21 protein-coding genes are annotated in these 16,592 nt (G+C 49.2%); 6 read left to right on the top strand and 15 right to left on the bottom strand.

The features are described from left to right. Nucleotides 1–4 precede the first annotated feature (4 nt). The 13 genes from KNP04_RS07810 to KNP04_RS07750 form a co-directional block, all read right to left on the bottom strand. Entirely contained in the window at nucleotides 5–1,489 is a 1,485-nt protein-coding gene (locus tag KNP04_RS07810; RefSeq protein WP_214875278.1) for a Na+/H+ antiporter subunit D, read from the bottom strand. After that, nucleotides 1,482–1,823, bottom strand: coding sequence for a Na(+)/H(+) antiporter subunit C (locus tag KNP04_RS07805; protein ID WP_015881093.1), 342 nt, complete (start codon nucleotides 1,821–1,823; stop codon nucleotides 1,482–1,484). The genes KNP04_RS07810 and KNP04_RS07805 overlap by 8 nt, the downstream gene beginning before the upstream one ends. Continuing rightward, nucleotides 1,823–2,260 (bottom strand): Na(+)/H(+) antiporter subunit B, encoded by a 438-nt coding sequence (locus tag KNP04_RS07800; protein WP_214789438.1) that lies wholly within the window; start codon nucleotides 2,258–2,260, stop codon nucleotides 1,823–1,825. Before KNP04_RS07800 ends, KNP04_RS07805 begins: the two co-directional genes overlap by 1 nt. Continuing rightward, nucleotides 2,232–4,673: a Na+/H+ antiporter subunit A gene (locus tag KNP04_RS07795; RefSeq protein WP_214875277.1), complete on the bottom strand. Its 2,442-nt coding sequence runs from the start codon at nucleotides 4,671–4,673 to the stop codon at nucleotides 2,232–2,234. The genes KNP04_RS07800 and KNP04_RS07795 overlap by 29 nt, the downstream gene beginning before the upstream one ends. Before the next feature lie 347 nt (nucleotides 4,674–5,020). Then, nucleotides 5,021–5,335, bottom strand: coding sequence for a thioredoxin (gene trxA, locus KNP04_RS07790; RefSeq protein ID WP_015881090.1), 315 nt, complete (start codon nucleotides 5,333–5,335; stop codon nucleotides 5,021–5,023). A gap of 107 nt (nucleotides 5,336–5,442) precedes the next feature. Continuing rightward, a complete protein-coding gene (locus KNP04_RS07785; RefSeq protein WP_214695236.1) occupies nucleotides 5,443–6,408 on the bottom strand; it encodes an electron transfer flavoprotein subunit alpha/FixB family protein in 966 nt (321 codons plus the stop codon). A gap of 14 nt (nucleotides 6,409–6,422) precedes the next feature. Continuing rightward, nucleotides 6,423–7,196 (bottom strand): electron transfer flavoprotein subunit beta/FixA family protein, encoded by a 774-nt coding sequence (locus KNP04_RS07780; protein WP_031421365.1) that lies wholly within the window; start codon nucleotides 7,194–7,196, stop codon nucleotides 6,423–6,425. 80 nt (nucleotides 7,197–7,276) lie between these two features. After that, on the bottom strand, nucleotides 7,277–7,855 hold the full coding sequence (locus tag KNP04_RS07775) for a fatty acid metabolism transcriptional regulator FadR (protein WP_214695232.1): 579 nt from the start codon (nucleotides 7,853–7,855) through the stop codon (nucleotides 7,277–7,279). Nucleotides 7,856–7,934: 79 nt separating this feature from the next. Beyond that, nucleotides 7,935–9,608: an AMP-binding protein gene (locus tag KNP04_RS07770; protein WP_214875276.1), complete on the bottom strand. Its 1,674-nt coding sequence runs from the start codon at nucleotides 9,606–9,608 to the stop codon at nucleotides 7,935–7,937. 136 nt (nucleotides 9,609–9,744) lie between these two features. Continuing rightward, a complete protein-coding gene (locus KNP04_RS07765; protein ID WP_214875275.1) occupies nucleotides 9,745–10,209 on the bottom strand; it encodes a DUF4825 domain-containing protein in 465 nt (154 codons plus the stop codon). A gap of 12 nt (nucleotides 10,210–10,221) precedes the next feature. Next, on the bottom strand, nucleotides 10,222–11,346 hold the full coding sequence (locus tag KNP04_RS07760; RefSeq protein WP_214875274.1) for an ABC transporter permease subunit: 1,125 nt from the start codon (nucleotides 11,344–11,346) through the stop codon (nucleotides 10,222–10,224). Then, the gene (locus KNP04_RS07755) at nucleotides 11,336–12,217 is read right to left on the bottom strand and encodes an ABC transporter ATP-binding protein (protein WP_214695225.1); all 882 of its coding nucleotides are present in this window, start codon (nucleotides 12,215–12,217) and stop codon (nucleotides 11,336–11,338) included. The genes KNP04_RS07760 and KNP04_RS07755 overlap by 11 nt, the downstream gene beginning before the upstream one ends. Next, nucleotides 12,204–12,593: a GntR family transcriptional regulator gene (locus KNP04_RS07750; RefSeq protein ID WP_074032742.1), complete on the bottom strand. Its 390-nt coding sequence runs from the start codon at nucleotides 12,591–12,593 to the stop codon at nucleotides 12,204–12,206. Before KNP04_RS07750 ends, KNP04_RS07755 begins: the two co-directional genes overlap by 14 nt. Before the next feature lie 183 nt (nucleotides 12,594–12,776). Between KNP04_RS07750 and KNP04_RS07745 the strand changes: the two genes are divergently transcribed. From KNP04_RS07745 to KNP04_RS07720, 6 genes are all read left to right on the top strand, one after another. After that, nucleotides 12,777–13,541 carry a hypothetical protein gene (locus KNP04_RS07745; protein WP_251129888.1) on the top strand — a complete coding sequence of 255 codons (765 nt, stop codon included), beginning with the start codon at nucleotides 12,777–12,779 and terminating at the stop codon, nucleotides 13,539–13,541. A 107-nt stretch (nucleotides 13,542–13,648) separates the two neighbouring features. Then, entirely contained in the window at nucleotides 13,649–14,059 is a 411-nt protein-coding gene (locus tag KNP04_RS07740) for a MarR family winged helix-turn-helix transcriptional regulator (protein WP_159561951.1), read from the top strand. Between the two features lie 23 nt (nucleotides 14,060–14,082). Next, nucleotides 14,083–14,721 carry a nitroreductase family protein gene (locus KNP04_RS07735; protein ID WP_214875272.1) on the top strand — a complete coding sequence of 213 codons (639 nt, stop codon included), beginning with the start codon at nucleotides 14,083–14,085 and terminating at the stop codon, nucleotides 14,719–14,721. Nucleotides 14,722–14,748: 27 nt separating this feature from the next. Further along, nucleotides 14,749–15,033, top strand: a complete 285-nt coding sequence (locus tag KNP04_RS07730) for a putative quinol monooxygenase (RefSeq protein ID WP_214760475.1) — start codon at nucleotides 14,749–14,751, stop codon at nucleotides 15,031–15,033. Between the two features lies 1 nt (nucleotide 15,034). Continuing rightward, on the top strand, nucleotides 15,035–15,397 hold the full coding sequence (locus KNP04_RS07725; RefSeq protein ID WP_214875271.1) for a DUF1304 domain-containing protein: 363 nt from the start codon (nucleotides 15,035–15,037) through the stop codon (nucleotides 15,395–15,397). Nucleotides 15,398–15,476: 79 nt separating this feature from the next. Continuing rightward, nucleotides 15,477–15,755 (top strand): CPCC family cysteine-rich protein, encoded by a 279-nt coding sequence (locus tag KNP04_RS07720; RefSeq protein ID WP_214875270.1) that lies wholly within the window; start codon nucleotides 15,477–15,479, stop codon nucleotides 15,753–15,755. Between the two features lie 30 nt (nucleotides 15,756–15,785). On the opposite strand, the gene KNP04_RS07715 is transcribed toward KNP04_RS07720, so the two are convergent. Then, on the bottom strand, nucleotides 15,786–16,208 hold the full coding sequence (locus KNP04_RS07715) for a stage III sporulation protein AH (protein ID WP_251129887.1): 423 nt from the start codon (nucleotides 16,206–16,208) through the stop codon (nucleotides 15,786–15,788). A gap of 12 nt (nucleotides 16,209–16,220) precedes the next feature. After that, nucleotides 16,221–16,583, bottom strand: a complete 363-nt coding sequence (locus tag KNP04_RS07710) for a hypothetical protein (protein WP_214875269.1) — start codon at nucleotides 16,581–16,583, stop codon at nucleotides 16,221–16,223. Between the last annotated feature and the right edge of the window lie 9 nt (nucleotides 16,584–16,592).

The following is a 16,592-nucleotide window of genomic DNA, read 5'->3' as shown; positions in this document are numbered from 1 at the left end:
TGTTTCACTCCTTTATCACGGCATCGATATAGATTTCTGGATTGACGAGCGGCTCAATCGCTTGCGTGATATACGGATGGATGGCTTCTGCCCCAAATCCGTATGCGACCGCAATGATGAGCAACAAGAAGACCGGTACAATCAAACGTTTCGTATAAGGGACGAGTGGTCCGTCATACTCCCGCTTCGCTTCTCCCCAAAATCCGTTCAAGAAGATTTTCATGACCGAGTAGAGGACGAAAAGACTTGATAAGAGGACAAGTAGCGGTCCGAACAGTTCTCCTTCGTCCATCCCACCTGATACGATCAATAACTTCCCGAAGAATCCACTGAGTGGCGGAATCCCTGCAAGCGAGAGCGCTGCGATGAAGAACGTCCATCCGAACAGCGGGAAGCGTGTGATGAGTCCACCCATATCGCGCAGTTGACCGGATTTGGTGATCCCAATCATCATCCCGACGAGCATGAAGAGAACTGCCTTGATGATCATATCGTGAATCAAGTAGTAGAGCGACCCTTCAAGGGACGTCTGTGTGTTGACGGAGATCCCGTACAAAATGACCCCGACCGCAATCATGATGTTGTAGATGATGATCAGCTTCACATCGTTATAAGCGATGGCACCTGTCATCCCGATGAAGATCGTGAGGACAGCGAGCACCATGAGGAACGTCTGTAAAAACTCACCGTTCCCATCAAAGAGTAGCGTGTACGTCCGTAAAATCGAGTAGACCCCGACTTTCGTCAAGAGGGCCCCGAACATCGCAAGAATCGGTGTCGGTGCTACAACATACGCTCCAGGGAGCCAGTAGTGAAGTGGGACGAGTGCCCCTTTCATCCCGAAGACGATGACAAACATCACACCGATGACGGTAATGACGTCCGGGTTATCGACGAGCGGAATCTTCATCGCCAAGTCTGCCAAGTTGAGCGTACCTGTAACGCCATAGAGCAAGGCGACCGACATGACGAAGAGTGCCGAGGCGATGATGTTCACGAGCAAGTATTTGATGGACTCACGTAACTGGACGCCACGTCCACCAAGCACAATCAACACGTATGAAGACATCAAGAAAACCTCGAAGAAAACGAACAAGTTGAAAATATCACCTGTCGTGAAGGCACCGTTCACCCCGACGAGCAAGAAGAGCATCGAGATGTACAAGTAGTTGCCTTCATATGAGTCTGAGAAGTAATGGACGGCGAACCACACGATGAAGAGCGTGAGGAGAGTCGACGTCGTCACGAGTAGGGCTGACAACATATCCGATACGAGTGTGATCCCGAACGGCGCTTGCCAGTTCCCGAGGTTGAGGGTTTGAATCCCCTCCGTGGAGACCGTGTGCACAAGGAAGAGTGACACGATCGCCGTAATAGCTAAAGCTCCAAGAGCCATCACACGCTGCAGCTGGACCCGTTTTGGCATGAACATCATGATGATGGCCGCAAGCGCAGGAATGACGATTGGAAAGACCGGTAAGTTAATCATACGATTCTGTTCCTTTCATTTCTTCCATATTGTCCGTGCTGAGCTCCTGATACGTGCGGTATGCAAGTACGAGGAAGAACGCCGTCACCCCGAAACTGATGACGATTGCCGTCAAGACGAGCGCTTGCGGTAACGGGTCTGTGAATTCAGTCACACCGTCGACGAGGACAGGGGCTGCCCCTGTCTTCAAACCTGCCGTCGTCAAGACGAGAAGGTGTGCCGCGTGACTGAACAAGGCTGTGCCGATGATGATGCGTAACAAACTTCTTGAGAGAACAAGATAGACGGCACACATCGTCAGGACACCGATGATGATGCTAACGAAGATTTCCATTATTCACTCTCTCCAATCGTTTGTATAATCGTTAGGGTGATTCCGATGACTACGAGATAGACCCCTAAGTCAAACGCAATCGCCGTATGGAGCGTCTGTTCACCGAGAAGTGGTAAGTCAAACTTCCCATAAGCATGCGTCAAGAACGGACGACCCAAGAATACCGAGTGAAGACCTGTTAAAAGTGCGATCAATAATCCCGTCGCAGTCATGAGACGGTAGTCAATTGGGAGCACGTTCGCAAGTGTCTTCGAATCAAATGCGAGTAGCAACAAGACGAGCGCGGCGGATGTCATCAATCCACCGATGAACCCTCCACCTGGTGAATAGTGACCGGCAAAGAACAAATCGATCGAGAAGATGACGATGATGAAGAAAATGATAATCGCGGCCGTCTGCAATATGACGTCATTGACGCGTTTGCTGTTTTGCTTCATGTGCACCTTCTCCTTTCGTACGTCGTGTTGTTCTAAATTTAATCATCGTGTAGATCCCGAAAGCCGCAATTCCGAGAACGACGATTTCAAACAAAGTATCAAATCCACGGAAGTCGACGAGGACGACGTTAACCATGTTTTTACCTGCTGCAAGCTCATACACGTTCTCTTTGTAATACTCCGAGATCGAAGTGAGCGATTTGTTCGTGAGCGCCATGAAGCTGAGAAGCGTCACGGTCGTCCCGACGAGAATGGCCACGATGGCATTCCCGACTTTGAAACGCATCCGTACTTCCTTCTTACTGATGTCCGGCATGTGATAGAACACGAGCAAGAACAAGGCAACCGAGACCGTCTCGATGACAAGCTGCGTGAGTGCCAAGTCAGGTGCACCGAAGAAGACGAAGAACAGTGCCACGCCGTAACCGACAACCCCGAGTAAGATGATGGACGGTAGACGCGAACGCATAAATAGAATCGCGAGTGCTGCAAGCATGACGACAGCTCCGAGCACGTATTCATACGGTGCGATCTCTGCCAAGTTCTCGAACGAGAATCGGTACATGTCGAACCACCAAATGCTAAAGAGCATCATGCCTGAGAGGAAGACGAAAATATAGATCAAATACGACCGGATGAAACCAGTCATGTAATTGTCTTTAAAGCGATATGCCGCCTTATTCGACCAGACGAGCGTACCATCGTACATCCCGTTGAGCGTCAAACGGTGCGGGATGCGGTTGTAGATGCCCATCCATTTGCCCATTTGCCAGAACAACAACGAACCGAGGAGAACGACCCCGATTGTCATGAACAACTCTGGCGTCAAACCATGCCAGAAATAGATGTGAACATCGACTTCTTGTCCTTGCGCGACGAGTGTCGGATAAATCGACTCGACGGCCGGTTTGATGAGCGAGTTCGACAAGACGTTCGGGAAGAACCCAAGACCGACAACGAGAAGCGCGAGAATGGCCGGCGAAATCAACATGCCGATCGGCGCCTCATGCGGTTGTTTCGGCAATTGATCGAACTTCGCTTTGCCCATGAATGTCCGTGTGAACAACATGATGCTATAGATGAACGTGAACACACTTCCGACGAACGCGATGATCGGAAGCAAAATCCCAATCGTATCGAGCGCGAAGAAGTCGGCCGAGAAGACTTTTGTCGTCGCCTTCAAGAACATCTCTTTACTCAAGAAACCGTTAAACGGCGGAAGACCGGCCATCGATAACGAACCGATGACGGCAATCGTGAACGTGATCGGCATGACCGTCATCAGACCGCCGAGCTTACGAATGTCACGTGTGCCCGTCTCGTGGTCGACGATCCCGGCCATCATGAAGAGTGAGCCTTTGAATGTCGCATGGTTGATCAAATGGAAGATTGCTGCGATCGTCGCGACCATAAAGATGTTGTCATCCATACCGTCATAGTGGAGCGCAGCCGCACCAAGACCGAGGAGTGACATGATCAATCCGAGCTGACTGACTGTCGAGAATGCCAAGATTCCCTTCAAGTCGGTCTGCTTCACGGCGTTGAACGAGCCCCAGAACATCGTAAACATCCCAACCCCGGCAATCGTCCATAGCCAGACCGATGACTCTTGGAACACCGGGCTCATACGGGCCACAAGATAGAGACCCGCCTTGACCATCGTCGCCGAGTGTAGGTACGCACTGACCGGAGTCGGTGCTTCCATCGCGTCAGGTAACCAGATGTGGAACGGGAACTGCGCCGATTTCGTGAACGCCCCGAGCAAGATGAGAATCATCGCGGCAAGGAAGAACGGGCTCTCGGCGATGACGCCAGAGTTCGCGACCATATCACGAATGCTGTACGAACCGACCATCGACTCGAGTAAGACAATCCCCCCGAGCATCGACAATCCACCGAATACGGTGAGAAGCATCGACTTCTGTGCGCCGTAACGTGAACGCTCTTTCTCATACCAGTAACCAATCAACAGGAATGATGAAATCGATGTGAGCTCCCAGAACATATACATAACAATCATGTTGTCCGAGAGAACGACCCCGAGCATCGCACTCATGAACATCAAGAGATACACATAGAAATGCCCGAGTGACTCTTTGTCCTTATTCAAATAATAAATTGAATATAAGACAACAAGTGCGCCAATCCCCGTGATGAGGAGGGCGAACAGTAGACTAAGTCCGTCAACGTATGCCGTGAAGTTAATCCCGAGGGACGGCATCCACGCAATCGTCTCTGTCACGACGTCCCCTGCACTCGTGATCGGAATGAATCCGGCGAAGTAGGTGACGAGCACGACCGGAACGATCAAGACGAACCAGCCTGTATGAATTTGCTTCATCCCCCGAAACAAGAACGGGATGAACGGTGCCGCGAGAAGCGGCAACAAAATAGCTAAATGTAACACCGACAAGAAAATTCCTCCTTCGAACAGAGTCGTACAATAGATTGAGCCGTAAAGTAAGGTCACTTGACTCCATCATGTCTTCCTCATGAGTATAGCGTAAATTTTCAGTCTGTTTCCATGATAAAAGCTTCCAGTCCGCGCACGCCCTCACTAAAATTCCGAATCTTTTAAATATGAAGGAAGCCGACGGAATTTCTTCAAAAAAAATTTTGAAATCAGACGATATGTATCGGATTTTTCCGTAAATGAGGGTGTGTGGAATAACTCAACCTATTCCCTACTTGCCTGTCCTTTTCCTTCTTTTCCGTTCGACAAAACAAAAAAGCAGCCGATTTCAATCGGCTGCTACGCAATTATTGTGCTGTTGCGATAAACTCTTTCAATGCTTCTTTTGGTTGGAAGCCCATTGTTTTCGAAACAGGCTCGCCATCTTTGAACATCATGAGTGTCGGGATACTTTGAATTTGGAAAGCACCTGCGACTTCAGGGTTTTCGTCGACATCGAGTTTCACGATTTGGACTTGGTCACCCATTTCTTGATCGAGTTCTTCGAGAACTGGCGCGATCATGCGACATGGTCCACACCAAGTTGCCCAGAAATCAACGAGGACTACGCCCTCTTTTACATCTTGTTCAAACGATTGAGTCGTTGCGTGTTTAATAGCCATTTGTAAAAACCTCCCCAATAAGATGAGAGAGTCCTGATGTAGAACTCTCATGCAATTCATGTTCAGAGTATACCACGGAGGGTAACAACCCCAAAACGTTTTGCTTATTAGCTATTGACGAGGTGCTTGCGGAACTCTTCTGTCAACATTGGAACGACATCGAACAAATCACCGACGATGCCATAATCCGCCACGCTGAAGATGTTCGCTTCCGGATCTTTGTTGATTGCGACGATGACTTTCGCGTTACTCATCCCTGCCAAGTGTTGGATTGCTCCAGAGATTCCGCACGCGATATAAAGGTCTGGTGTGACGACTTTACCGGTCTGTCCGATTTGAAGCGCATAGTCGCAGTAGTCGGCGTCACATGCTCCACGTGAAGCACCAACCGCTCCTCCGAGAAGTTCAGCCAACTCTTCAAGTGGTTTGAAGCCGTCTTCGCTCTTCACGCCACGTCCGCCTGCGACGATGACTTTCGCTTCCGCCAAGTCGACTTTCCCAGTCGCCTTACGAACGACTTCTTTGACGATCATCGCGAGGTCTTTCAATTCGACTGCTGGCGTTTCAACTGAGACGCTTGCACCTGCTTGACGTGCGAGTGCATCGATGTTGTTCGGACGGATTGTGAAGAACATGACCGAGTCTTTGAACTTCACTTTCTCGAACGCCTTCCCTGAGTAGATTGGGCGAACGAACTCAGCGTCACGACCTGTTCCTTCGATAGAGACGACGTCACTGATGAGTCCGGCATCGAGACGTGCCGCGAGTTTCGGTGCGATGTCTTTCCCGAGAGCTGTGTGTCCGAGGACGATCATGTCCGGACTTTCTTGCTCGATCAACTGACGGAGCACTTGCCCGTAGCCGTCTGGCGTATAGTGTTTGAGGCGATCGTCTTCAACGACGAGGACGCGGCTTGCGCCATACTCCCCGAGTTCTTGCGCGAGTGATTGCACGTGATCCCCAATCACGACTGCCGTCACATCGTCTGTCAATTGCTTCGCCGCAGCGATGGCTTCGAATGATACGTTACGTAACGCGCCTTCACGCGCTTCTGCGAGTACTAAAGCTTTCATCTATGATCTCCCCCTTAAATGACTTTCGCTTCCGTGCGAAGAAGTTGTACGAGTTCGCTCACTTGTGTCGACATGTCGCCTTCAAGGATACGGCCGGCTTTCTTCTCTTCTGGTAAGAATCGTTCGATCGTCTCGATTTTCGCTTCGATTTCATCTTCATCGAGGTCGATGTCCATGAGTTCGAGTTCTTCGAGTGGTTTCTTCTTCGCTTTCATGATCCCTGGCAAGCTCGGGTAACGTGGTTCGTTCAACCCTTGTTGCGCCGTCACAAGAAGTGGGAGTGCAACTTCGATGACTTCTGTATCCCCTTCGACGTCACGTGTGACCGTAGCCGTCGTGCCGTCGATTTCAAGAGCCGTGATCGTCGTCACGTAGTTCATGTCGAGAAGTTCTGCGACACGTGGTGCGACTTGTCCGCTACCGCCATCGATCGCAACGTTCCCTGCAAAGATGAGGTCTGCATCTTGTTCTTTCAAGTATGTGGCGAGCACTTTTGAAATCGTGACGTGGTCCGCATCTTCGACATCGTCCTCGATCGAGATACGAACCGCTTTGTCCGCTCCCATCGCGAGCGCCGTACGAAGCTCTTTGTCCGCGTCTTCTGGTCCTACCGTGACGACCGTGACCTCTCCCCCGAGTGCGTCACGTTTTTGAATCGCTTCTTCGACCGCATATTCGTCATACGGGTTGATGATGAACTCAGCGCCGTCTTCTTGAATTTCCCCATTCTCGAGCTGAATCGCTTCCTCAGTATCAAACGTACGTTTCAGCAAAACAAAAATATTCATGGTTGATCCCCCTTTAGTCAATTCTTTCCCATCATTCATGAATCAGCATTCATTTTTTGAGCTAGTGATAGGGCTCACTGTTAAGTAAGCCCCTTCTTTAACATATGGTGCACATTCGGAAGCGTCGACATCAAGTCATACTTGAAGCCGCTCGCCATCCAGCTCGTCACAACCTCATCGATTGTGCCGAAGATCATCTGACGGGCGAGTCGATAATCTAGATCCTTGTCGAACTCTCCTGTCTCGATTCCGTGTTTGACGACCGAATCGATTAAATTCAAGTATGGTTTGAGCACTTCTCCGATTTTTTGGCGAAGCACTAAGTTCGACTGTCGCAGTTCGATTTGTGTCACGACGGCAAGGTCGTAATCGGCCGACAGTTGTTTTAAATGTGATTCAATCAACTGATACAACTGATCTCCGGCTGTCGTCTCGTTCCCGATTTGTTGTTTCGAGTAGTCGATGAACAGCCCCATCTTCGCTTGGAACAACTCGATCAAGAGATGCTCCTTGTTTTTGAAGTACAAATAGATTGTGCCGTCCGCGACACCCGCCTCTTTGGCGATGGCTGTCACCTTTGCACCGTGATAGCCGTGATTGGCAATTACTTTGACCGCCGCATCAATGATTCGGTCACTTTTCGAAATATGATTTGTCATTAACCCCAAGCTCCTTACCGCTGCAGAAAAATGAATGATGGTTCATTCATTTATTATTCTATCATGCGTACGCTTGGTGTCAACTGCTTTGTTTCACTTGTTTCGCCTTCTCTTCGTCGACGAGGACACGGCGTAAAATCTTACCGACGAACGTCTTCGGCAACTCGTCACGGAACTCGTACAGCTTCGGCACTTTATAAGCCGCGAGCTTCTCACGACAATGCTTGTCGAGCTCTTCTTCGGTCACACTCGACCCGTCACGAAGGACGATGAACGCTTTGACCGTCTCACCACGATACGGGTCAGGGACACCGATACAGACCGCTTCCTTGACGGACGGATGTTCGTAGAGCACTTCTTCGATTTCACGCGGATAGACGTTGAATCCACCAGCGATGATCATATCTTTCTTCCGGTCGACAATATAGAAGAATCCGTCCTCACCCATATAACCGAGGTCACCCGTCGCGAGCCATCCATCTTTCAAAACGGCTGCCGTCTCCTCCGGTTTTTGCCAATAGCCTTTCATGACTTGTGGACCGCTCAGCATGATTTCACCGATCTCGCCGATATCTGCTTCCGTCTCTCCGTCTGCTTTTACTATTTTAGCAGAAGTATCCGACAGCGGCGCACCGATTGAGCCGACAATCCGTTTATCCCATAAGAAGTTCGCATGCGTAACCGGCGACGTCTCAGACAATCCATATCCTTCGACGATGCGACCACCAGTGATCTTCTCGAACTCCTCTTGTACCTCAATTGGAAGCGGTGCCGAACCAGAAATACACGCTTCAATCGATGACAAGTCGTACTTTTTCAGTTTCGGGTCGTTCAAGATCCCGACGTACATCGTCGGAGCACCCGGGAAGAAATGCGGCTTTTTCTTCTGAATCGTCTTCAGGACATCCGTCACTTCGAAACGCGGCACGAGGACGAGCTCATACCCGTTCGTGACACCGAAGTTCAGACAGCATGACATCCCGTAAACGTGGAAGAACGGAACGACACACAAGACACGCTTCTCGTCCCCGCGATTATACTTATAGAATAAGTTCGTGATTTGATCCGCATTCGCCGTCAAGTTGAAGTGCGTCAACATGACGCCTTTCGGAAGTCCCGTCGTCCCTCCTGTATATTGAAGAACCGCGACGTCTTCTTTTGGATCGATGTCGAGCGGCGTGACCGGATTAAAGTCTTTGTAGTCTTTAAACGGTGTCGAGCCGGTCGTATCGATCACGATATTATTTTCACGTTTCACTTTGATCGGATACAATTTGTTTTTCGGGAACGGTAAGTAATCGGCGATACTCGTCGTGATCACGGTCTGAATCTCCGTCTTCTCACTGACACGAAGCGTTTTCGGATAGAGCAAGTCGAGGGTGATGACAATTTTGACGCCCGCATCCGTGATGAGGTTATCAAGCTCCCGTTCCGTATAGAGCGGGTTCGTCTGGACGACAGTCCCTCCTGCATAGAGCACGGCATAGAACGAGATGACGTATTGAGGACAGTTCGGAAGCATGAGACTGACGCGGTCCCCTTTTTCAAGTCCTTTCGCTTGGAGCATCGTGGCGAGTCGACGTGCGGCATCATCGATTTCCGCGAATGTCCACTCTTTCCCGATAAAGGAGACGGCCGTACGATTCGGATAATCCTTTGCTGCGCGAGACAATGCCTCATAGAGCGGCTTTACCTCGTAATCAATCGACTGGGGCATACCTTCTGGATAATCTTGTAACCACGGTTTGTTCATCGCTGTTCCTCCTTGGAAATGAATACTCATTCAGTTAACTCTATTATAATGCTAAGAAAACGCTTTCATCTACCCTTTACCCGATAATTTTCAGAAAATATCAAAAAAAGCGATTGGATTTGTCATCCAATCGCTGTCATACCCGCCTAAAATAGGAATTGTTCGAATCCAGCTGTTCAAGCTTCTGATTCATTAATTGTTGTAACTCATTCTCGTGACGGATGTTCGAGAAATCCGTTCCGAACCACGCCTCCATCTCCGGTCTAGAGAAGGCATACGTCCGGTTCGGGAAAGCGAAGCGGACGATTTCCGCATTCGGAATGAGCGTGAAGTAAGTAGCCGCATTCCGAATCGTAAGACGCTCTTGCTCCGCTCGCTCCATCTCTGGATCTTCATAACGGACGGTCAACCCATAAGGACGCTTCTTCGTCTGCAACTCGACCGAGCGATAACATTCGTGTAGCGGCAAGCTCCCGGCAATCCCGACGATGGCGGCATTGTCCCCGACTTTCGAACCTCTATATTCAAAGGCGTTCGGTTCCGGATTCGTGCAACCTACTAGTGAGATGGCGAGAACGAGCAACAGACAGAAGCGTTTCATAGGTGTCCCTCCTTACGATTTGAGTTTCAAGTTGAAGCGGTAGAGCAAGCGTTTGGCGAGTAAGTGAGCCAGGAAGGCCGCAATCACAAATCCAATCACATACAAGATCATGTTTTGCGGGTACGAGATGACCGAGAACAATACGCCACCTAACATCGCGAAGCAAATGACGATGACGATATGGATGAGCCACAACCAGCTCGAGAACATGAAGAAGCGTCCGTTGTTCTCTTGCGGTGCTTCCTTGAACATCCACAACCCGAGACCGAATGTGAGCGCGATGTTCGCGATCGCAAGAATCGGGGCGTACGTGATAAAGTCAGTCCACACCGACTGATCGGTATACACTGAATACATATCGACATTGAAAATATTGTTTAGCGGTGACAAAATTCGCATCGGGATACTTTCAAACGCTTCTTCAACGAACAAGAAGAGTCGATCTGGGAAAAAGGCATAGAGTGAACCTTGGACGAGGAGTAAAATCCCCATCGGAAAGACGAGCGCGACAAACGTCCAGATGACTTGTGAGATGGACTCTCCTCCAAATGATCCCATCCATAACGAGAGCGAGAAGAATGAAATTCCAGACAGCATCAAGAATAGAATCATCGCGATCACCTTGAACTCTTTTCCTTCCATCAAGAAAGCGTAATCGGAGAAACGGATGATGAGGAACATCAACGTCCCACCGATCAAGGTCGACGTCACGATTCCTGTCGCACCGAGCACCCATTTCGATATGTATAGCTGGGTACGCGTGTACGGTAACGACATCGTGAAATCGGACATTTGGCTATTGCGTTCACTTCCGATCAACACGGACGCCATGAGGGCACCGAAGATGACAAACAAGAAAATGACACCGCCTGACGGAATGAGTCCGTTCAGACCTCCGAGGTATCCGTATCCAGATCCATCCCCGAAGAAGTCTTCCGGCACCATCTCGTTCACATCACCTGTCACGATATCTGGGAAGTCGCTCGGGTTTTGTTTAATTTCAAGAATCTGTTGTTCGTACGCATACATATCCGTCCATACCGGCACCGTGAAGGCGACGATCCCTAAGAAGACGAGCAAGATCCAAAGCAGCGACACTTGTTTCCAATCTTTCTTCAACAACACTTTAGACGGCATGGGCTTCTCCTCCTAACTGGATACGGAATACGTCTTCGAGAGACATCGGAATCTCTTCGATGAGCATCGGATTGTATGAATCGATGAACGCCTCGAGCTCGTCCGTCCGTTCTTTCGCCATGAACAGCACGACACGCCCTGTCACACTAATGATTTCAATATCTTTTCGTTCGAGCAACTCGACGGGGACATGGTCGTTGAAGACGACTTGCCACTTGATGCTGAGGGCACGCGCCTCTTCGAGCGACATGATCGCTTTGACGCGCCCTTTCTCGATCATGATGATGCGGTCGGCGATTCGTTCGAGTTCGTGTAATTGGTGGCTCGAGACGATAATCGAGCAGTTCCGTTTCTCGACCTGGGCGATCATCAGTTTCAACACGTCTGACTTGGCAACTACGTCTAAACCGTCCGTCGGTTCATCAAGCAGATAGTATTTCGCTTGGACGGCGAAAGCGAGCGATAACGTGACGAGCGCCTTCTGTCCTTTTGACAGTTGGCGAATCTTTTTGTTCTCAATGTTGTAACGCGTCAACGTCTCACGGAAAGCGGAACGATTGAACGATGGATAGATTGATTCGTATAAGTCGGTCGCTTCGTTCACCGTGTAGTGTTTGAGTGCATCCGCTGAATCCGGTACGAAGATGACGTCCCGTTTCAATCCTGCGTCTTTAAAGATACTTTTCGTTCCATATAACACGTCTCCCTGATCGGGGCGGATGATTCCGACCATTGTCCGGAGAAGTGTCGTCTTGCCGGCACCGTTACGCCCGACGAGCGCAACGATTTCTCCTGACTCGACGGTAAAGTCAATTCCATCAAGAATCGTCTGACGGTCGATTTGTTTACTCAATTGCTCAACTTTCAGCATTGGCTTCCCCTACTTTCTCATATTCGGTCCGCAATACGTCGATGGCTTCTTCTAATGGCACATTCGCATAATGGCAATCAATCGCAATCTTCTTAATCGATGCGATGACCGGTTCTCTTGATGCATCGTCGTCTACCCAGTCTTCGGAGACGAACGTCCCGCGCCCGCGCCGCATCTCGAGGAGTCCGAGTCGCTCCAACTCCTGATACGCCTTACTAACCGTATTCGGATTGATGACGAGGTCGGTGGCGAGTTCGCGTACAGACATCACCTTGTCTCCCGGACGCAAAATGCCGCGGATGACGAGCTCTTTCGTTTGATTGACGATTTGTTCGTATAGCGGTTCTGAACTCTTCATATCGATTTTGTATAACATGGGTCACACCCTCTCATAGTCAATGTCACTCTTTAAGTGTATTATATGTATTAGTACACGTAATTGCAATAGTATTTCGAGGGCACTTTCAGTTTACAGGGAAATGGAAATGATTTGAATAAGACTTTGGACCGAGGTTTCTCCACGACTTATCAGGTACATTGGGAAGGAGGTGACGAAATGATGAAAAAACGAATCGTAGCAGGCATTGTTGGCGGGCTTTTAGCTAGCGGCTTATTCGTGTATACGACACTTGAGAAATCCGAGGCACGGGATGCATATAGTACTTATGTAAAAGAAACGTATCAGGAACAACCCGACATCGAACTGTCACGGGATTGGAAGATGGGCGGTTATGTCGGGGAAGTGACATTGACAAAAGAACCATTCGCCGGCACTTATTTTCTAGAGACGTATGGCGACGGCTCCATCCATGACAACGTGCTCGAGACGTATTGGGAACGCGAGGCGGAGCGGACAATTCACGAACGGCTCGTGTCGGAAGGAATCCTAAAAGAGGAAGAGACCATCCGGGCGGAGGTGCCGATTGGAGTGTCCGATGATGCGCAAGCGAACGTCACCCCGACCCCGACGTCTATCTATGAAACGAGTCCGGAAACGTATCTCGACGTCTCGATCATGTTTCATGAAGACTGGAACAACACGGACGAACAGAAACAGCGCATTCTAAACGTCATCCGCGAAATCGAGTCTGACGTCTACTGGATCCATTTCTCGTTCGACGGGAAGCCAGGCGGCAATGACGACTATACGGAACGGTACATGATGTTCACGCGTGAAGCGTCTGATATCGATCCGTCCTTCCTCGACGTGCGGACGATTGAGGATTTGGACGCCTACGACCGTCTATACGGATTCGACGAGACGACATTCACGACAGAATATCATTTTGACGGCACCCCGATCGAAGACGAGACGACACGATAAATTTCGGTGTCGTCTTTTTTTGAGCGTTTGACTTTACAGGCAATCCAAAACGTTGTATCGTTTGACAAGTCAACGATTGATAAGTCAATTGAGAAAGGTGGGACGCAATGGACCTACGTGAAATCAGCCGATTACTTTACCAAATCAAGTTAGCGGAACAAAACGTCGCATCCTCGTTCGAACGGGAGACGGGCTTCAGCCTGACCCGCTACGAGATGCTACAAGTCGTCAAAGAACGAGGCGTTTGTTCGCAACGCGTGATTAAAGAAGAGATGAAAATCGACAATGCCGCGATCACCCGACATTTAAAGATCCTTGAGGAAAAAGGATATGTCGTCAGAGAGCGGAACGCGGAGAACCATCGCGAGATGTTCGTCCGTGTGACAGAGAAAGCAGAGCAAGACCTCGGTCACTGCGAGCGAGACGAACGGGCCAACCACCTCGTCTTACAAGCCTTGTCCGCTGAAGAGATTCAACACTTATCCGGACTGCTTCAAAAACTGAACAGTCACGCCTAAACAGAGAAAGAAGGAATTCACCAATGGCAACTACATTCGAAAACAACACATTCAAAGACGTCATGTTCGGTCGTAAATCAATCCGTGTCTATGACGAGAACGTGAAAATCTCACAAGAAGAGATGCTCGAGATGATTCAGGAAGCAACGACTGCCCCATCATCAGTCAACATGCAACCATGGCGCTTCGTCGTCGTCGAAAGCCCAGAAGCGAAAGAGACGCTCAAGCCGCTCATCCGCTTCAACACGCGTCAAAACGATTCATCTTCTGCGATGCTCCTCATCTTCGGAGACATGGAGTGCTACGAGTACGGCGAACAAATCTACGATCAAGCGGTCGCAGAAGGCAAAATGCCACAAGAAGTTCGTGATCAACAGCTCGGCGCAATCATCCCTTACTACAAAAACCTCTCGAAACAAGAGATGAACGATATCGTGAAAATCGATGCGAGTCTCGCAGCGATGCAATTCATGCTCACAGCACGTGCACATGGCTATGACACGAACCCAATCGGTGGTTTCGAGAAAGACCAACTCGCTGAAGCGTTCGGTCTCGACAAAGACCGTTATGTACCTGTCATGATCTTGTCTGTCGGGAAAGCTGCAGAAGAAGGTTACCAATCTGTACGTCTTGACGCTCAAACAGTCACTTCATTCAAATAATTTATTAAACAATCGGAGGAATTAACCATGATCTTAGTAAACGCCACATTTGATATCCAAGCTTCACAACGCGAGAACTTCTTGCGTGACATCCAAGTTTTAATCGACTCATCAAAACAAGAAGCGGGCTGCGTCGGATATGACCTATACGAGTCAACGTCTGTCGAGAACCGTTTCGTCATGATCGAGAACTGGGAAGACCAAGCAGCTCTCGAGCAGCACAACCAAAACCCGGCCCTCATCAACTTCGCACAAAACGTCGCGAACTACGTGTCAGCGAAACCAGTCATCCAAGTAGCAGCAGTCAACTAACATGTCGACGCTCACCCTTGTGCTCGGGACACTCGTCGCCATCGAATTCTTCTATATCTTCTATTTAGAGACGATCGCGACGGCCTCTTCCTCGACGTCACGTGTCTTCCGCATGTCGAAAGACGAGCTGACGAGAGACTCGGTGTCGGTTTTGTTCAAAAATCAAGGGGTGTATAACGGATTGATCGGGGTCGGGCTCTTATACGGGCTATACGTCTCCCCCAATCCGGTCGAGATTGTCACGATGATTCTGACATATATCATTCTCGTTGCCCTATATGGCAGTATCACGAGTGACAAGAAGATTATCCTGACACAAGGTGGGCTCGCCATGTTGACGTTGATCTCGATGGTGATGTCATGACAGAAAAAGCGTTCGACCTATTGAAAAGGTCGGACGCTTTTTTGCTTGTATCTACTATACTAAAGAAGAGGTGATGATTTTGAGATACACATGCCCATGTTGTGGCTACCAGACGTTAGAAGAAGAGCCGCCGGGCACATACGACATTTGTCGAATCTGTTTTTGGGAGGACGACGGGGTTCAATTCGACGATCCCGATTATGAAGGCGGTGCGAATACGGTGTCGCTTCGACAGGCTCAACAGAATTACATACGATTTGGTGCGAGTGAACGACTTTTTTCTAACTCTGTCAGAAAACCACATGAACGCGACAGAAAAGATCCGGAATGGAGACCGTTCCCCAACAAGCTGCCATAATAGTATAAGAGGTGACCTTAATCATTCATCTCATTGAATTTGCCCCCACATCGCTTCATCGACGACAAAGAACGATTCATGAGAACATACCGCGAGCACGCACGTATCCTCCGCATAAAACATCAAGTCTTCTGGAAGTTCTGGATGGATCCATCTGAACAATGAGCCACCATTCTCTTTTAGGAACTGGGCTGTCCGATAATTCATATGGAACGAATATAAATACGCCGTATCTCCAGGCAGTCTTGTCGTCTCCCATTCACTTACGATGGTTCGTTCCATCAAATCCCAACGAATCTTTTCCGTCAGTACATCCATATACGCCAAGCGCTCTTCTTCAATCTCCATTCGGCGCCTGTCTTCCACGAACGCAAAGTGAGTGCAGTGCTTAAGCAAATTATCGATGAGCGCCTCATAGCGCTTCCCCTTTATATCCTGAGTGATCATCAGCATGCTTCAAGTCCCCTATGGCGAAGAAACAAAGATACCTGTTTCTTCCGTAATCTCGAACGAATCTTGATTCCATCTCACTTCAATCGTCCCGACTCGTTCTGGTTCTTCGACACTTCGATATAATCGCCTTACCTCCATTTCGAAAGTGAAAAAGCCACTGGACTGTTTCATATACCCTTCTTCATTTACATATGTATTTGTCTGATCCCCAATCAGCGTAAATGCGTCACAGCTCTCATCTTCACATTGTACCGAATAGGTTTCCTCGAACCAGCTCACAAAGTCATCCATATCTGGACTTGTCGTATACATCGGTGTCACCCAGACTCTAGCTACAATCAACACAATGAAACCAAAGAACAACCATTTTTTCATATACTTTCC

Origin of the sequence: Exiguobacterium sp. CH10, assembly GCF_018617635.1 — a bacterium.
GTDB lineage: Bacteria > Bacillota > Bacilli > Exiguobacteriales > Exiguobacteriaceae > Exiguobacterium > Exiguobacterium aestuarii_A.
This window is presented reverse-complemented; position numbering and strand designations above follow the sequence as displayed.

What these genes read in the sequence shown, in the direction of transcription:
- KNP04_RS07805 (WP_015881093.1), bottom strand. Translation starts at nt 1,823, where the DNA reads ATGGAAATCTTCGTTAGCATCATCATCGGTGTCCTGACGATGTGTGCC.
- KNP04_RS07760 (WP_214875274.1), bottom strand. Translation starts at nt 11,346, where the DNA reads ATGCCGTCTAAAGTGTTGTTGAAGAAAGATTGGAAACAAGTGTCGCTG.
- KNP04_RS07770 (WP_214875276.1), bottom strand. Translation starts at nt 9,608, where the DNA reads ATGAACAAACCGTGGTTACAAGATTATCCAGAAGGTATGCCCCAGTCG.
- KNP04_RS07800 (WP_214789438.1), bottom strand. Translation starts at nt 2,260, where the DNA reads ATGAAGCAAAACAGCAAACGCGTCAATGACGTCATATTGCAGACGGCC.
- KNP04_RS07740 (WP_159561951.1), top strand. Translation starts at nt 13,649, where the DNA reads ATGGACCTACGTGAAATCAGCCGATTACTTTACCAAATCAAGTTAGCG.
- KNP04_RS07755 (WP_214695225.1), bottom strand. Translation starts at nt 12,217, where the DNA reads ATGCTGAAAGTTGAGCAATTGAGTAAACAAATCGACCGTCAGACGATT.
- KNP04_RS07715 (WP_251129887.1), bottom strand. Translation starts at nt 16,208, where the DNA reads ATGCTGATGATCACTCAGGATATAAAGGGGAAGCGCTATGAGGCGCTC.
- KNP04_RS07810 (WP_214875278.1), bottom strand. Translation starts at nt 1,489, where the DNA reads ATGATTAACTTACCGGTCTTTCCAATCGTCATTCCTGCGCTTGCGGCC.
- KNP04_RS07750 (WP_074032742.1), bottom strand. Translation starts at nt 12,593, where the DNA reads ATGTTATACAAAATCGATATGAAGAGTTCAGAACCGCTATACGAACAA.
- KNP04_RS07765 (WP_214875275.1), bottom strand. Translation starts at nt 10,209, where the DNA reads ATGAAACGCTTCTGTCTGTTGCTCGTTCTCGCCATCTCACTAGTAGGT.
- KNP04_RS07735 (WP_214875272.1), top strand. Translation starts at nt 14,083, where the DNA reads ATGGCAACTACATTCGAAAACAACACATTCAAAGACGTCATGTTCGGT.
- KNP04_RS07745 (WP_251129888.1), top strand. Translation starts at nt 12,777, where the DNA reads ATGAAAAAACGAATCGTAGCAGGCATTGTTGGCGGGCTTTTAGCTAGC.
- KNP04_RS07725 (WP_214875271.1), top strand. Translation starts at nt 15,035, where the DNA reads ATGTCGACGCTCACCCTTGTGCTCGGGACACTCGTCGCCATCGAATTC.
- KNP04_RS07710 (WP_214875269.1), bottom strand. Translation starts at nt 16,583, where the DNA reads ATGAAAAAATGGTTGTTCTTTGGTTTCATTGTGTTGATTGTAGCTAGA.
- KNP04_RS07780 (WP_031421365.1), bottom strand. Translation starts at nt 7,196, where the DNA reads ATGAATATTTTTGTTTTGCTGAAACGTACGTTTGATACTGAGGAAGCG.
- trxA (WP_015881090.1), bottom strand. Translation starts at nt 5,335, where the DNA reads ATGGCTATTAAACACGCAACGACTCAATCGTTTGAACAAGATGTAAAA.
- KNP04_RS07785 (WP_214695236.1), bottom strand. Translation starts at nt 6,408, where the DNA reads ATGAAAGCTTTAGTACTCGCAGAAGCGCGTGAAGGCGCGTTACGTAAC.
- KNP04_RS07775 (WP_214695232.1), bottom strand. Translation starts at nt 7,855, where the DNA reads ATGACAAATCATATTTCGAAAAGTGACCGAATCATTGATGCGGCGGTC.
- KNP04_RS07730 (WP_214760475.1), top strand. Translation starts at nt 14,749, where the DNA reads ATGATCTTAGTAAACGCCACATTTGATATCCAAGCTTCACAACGCGAG.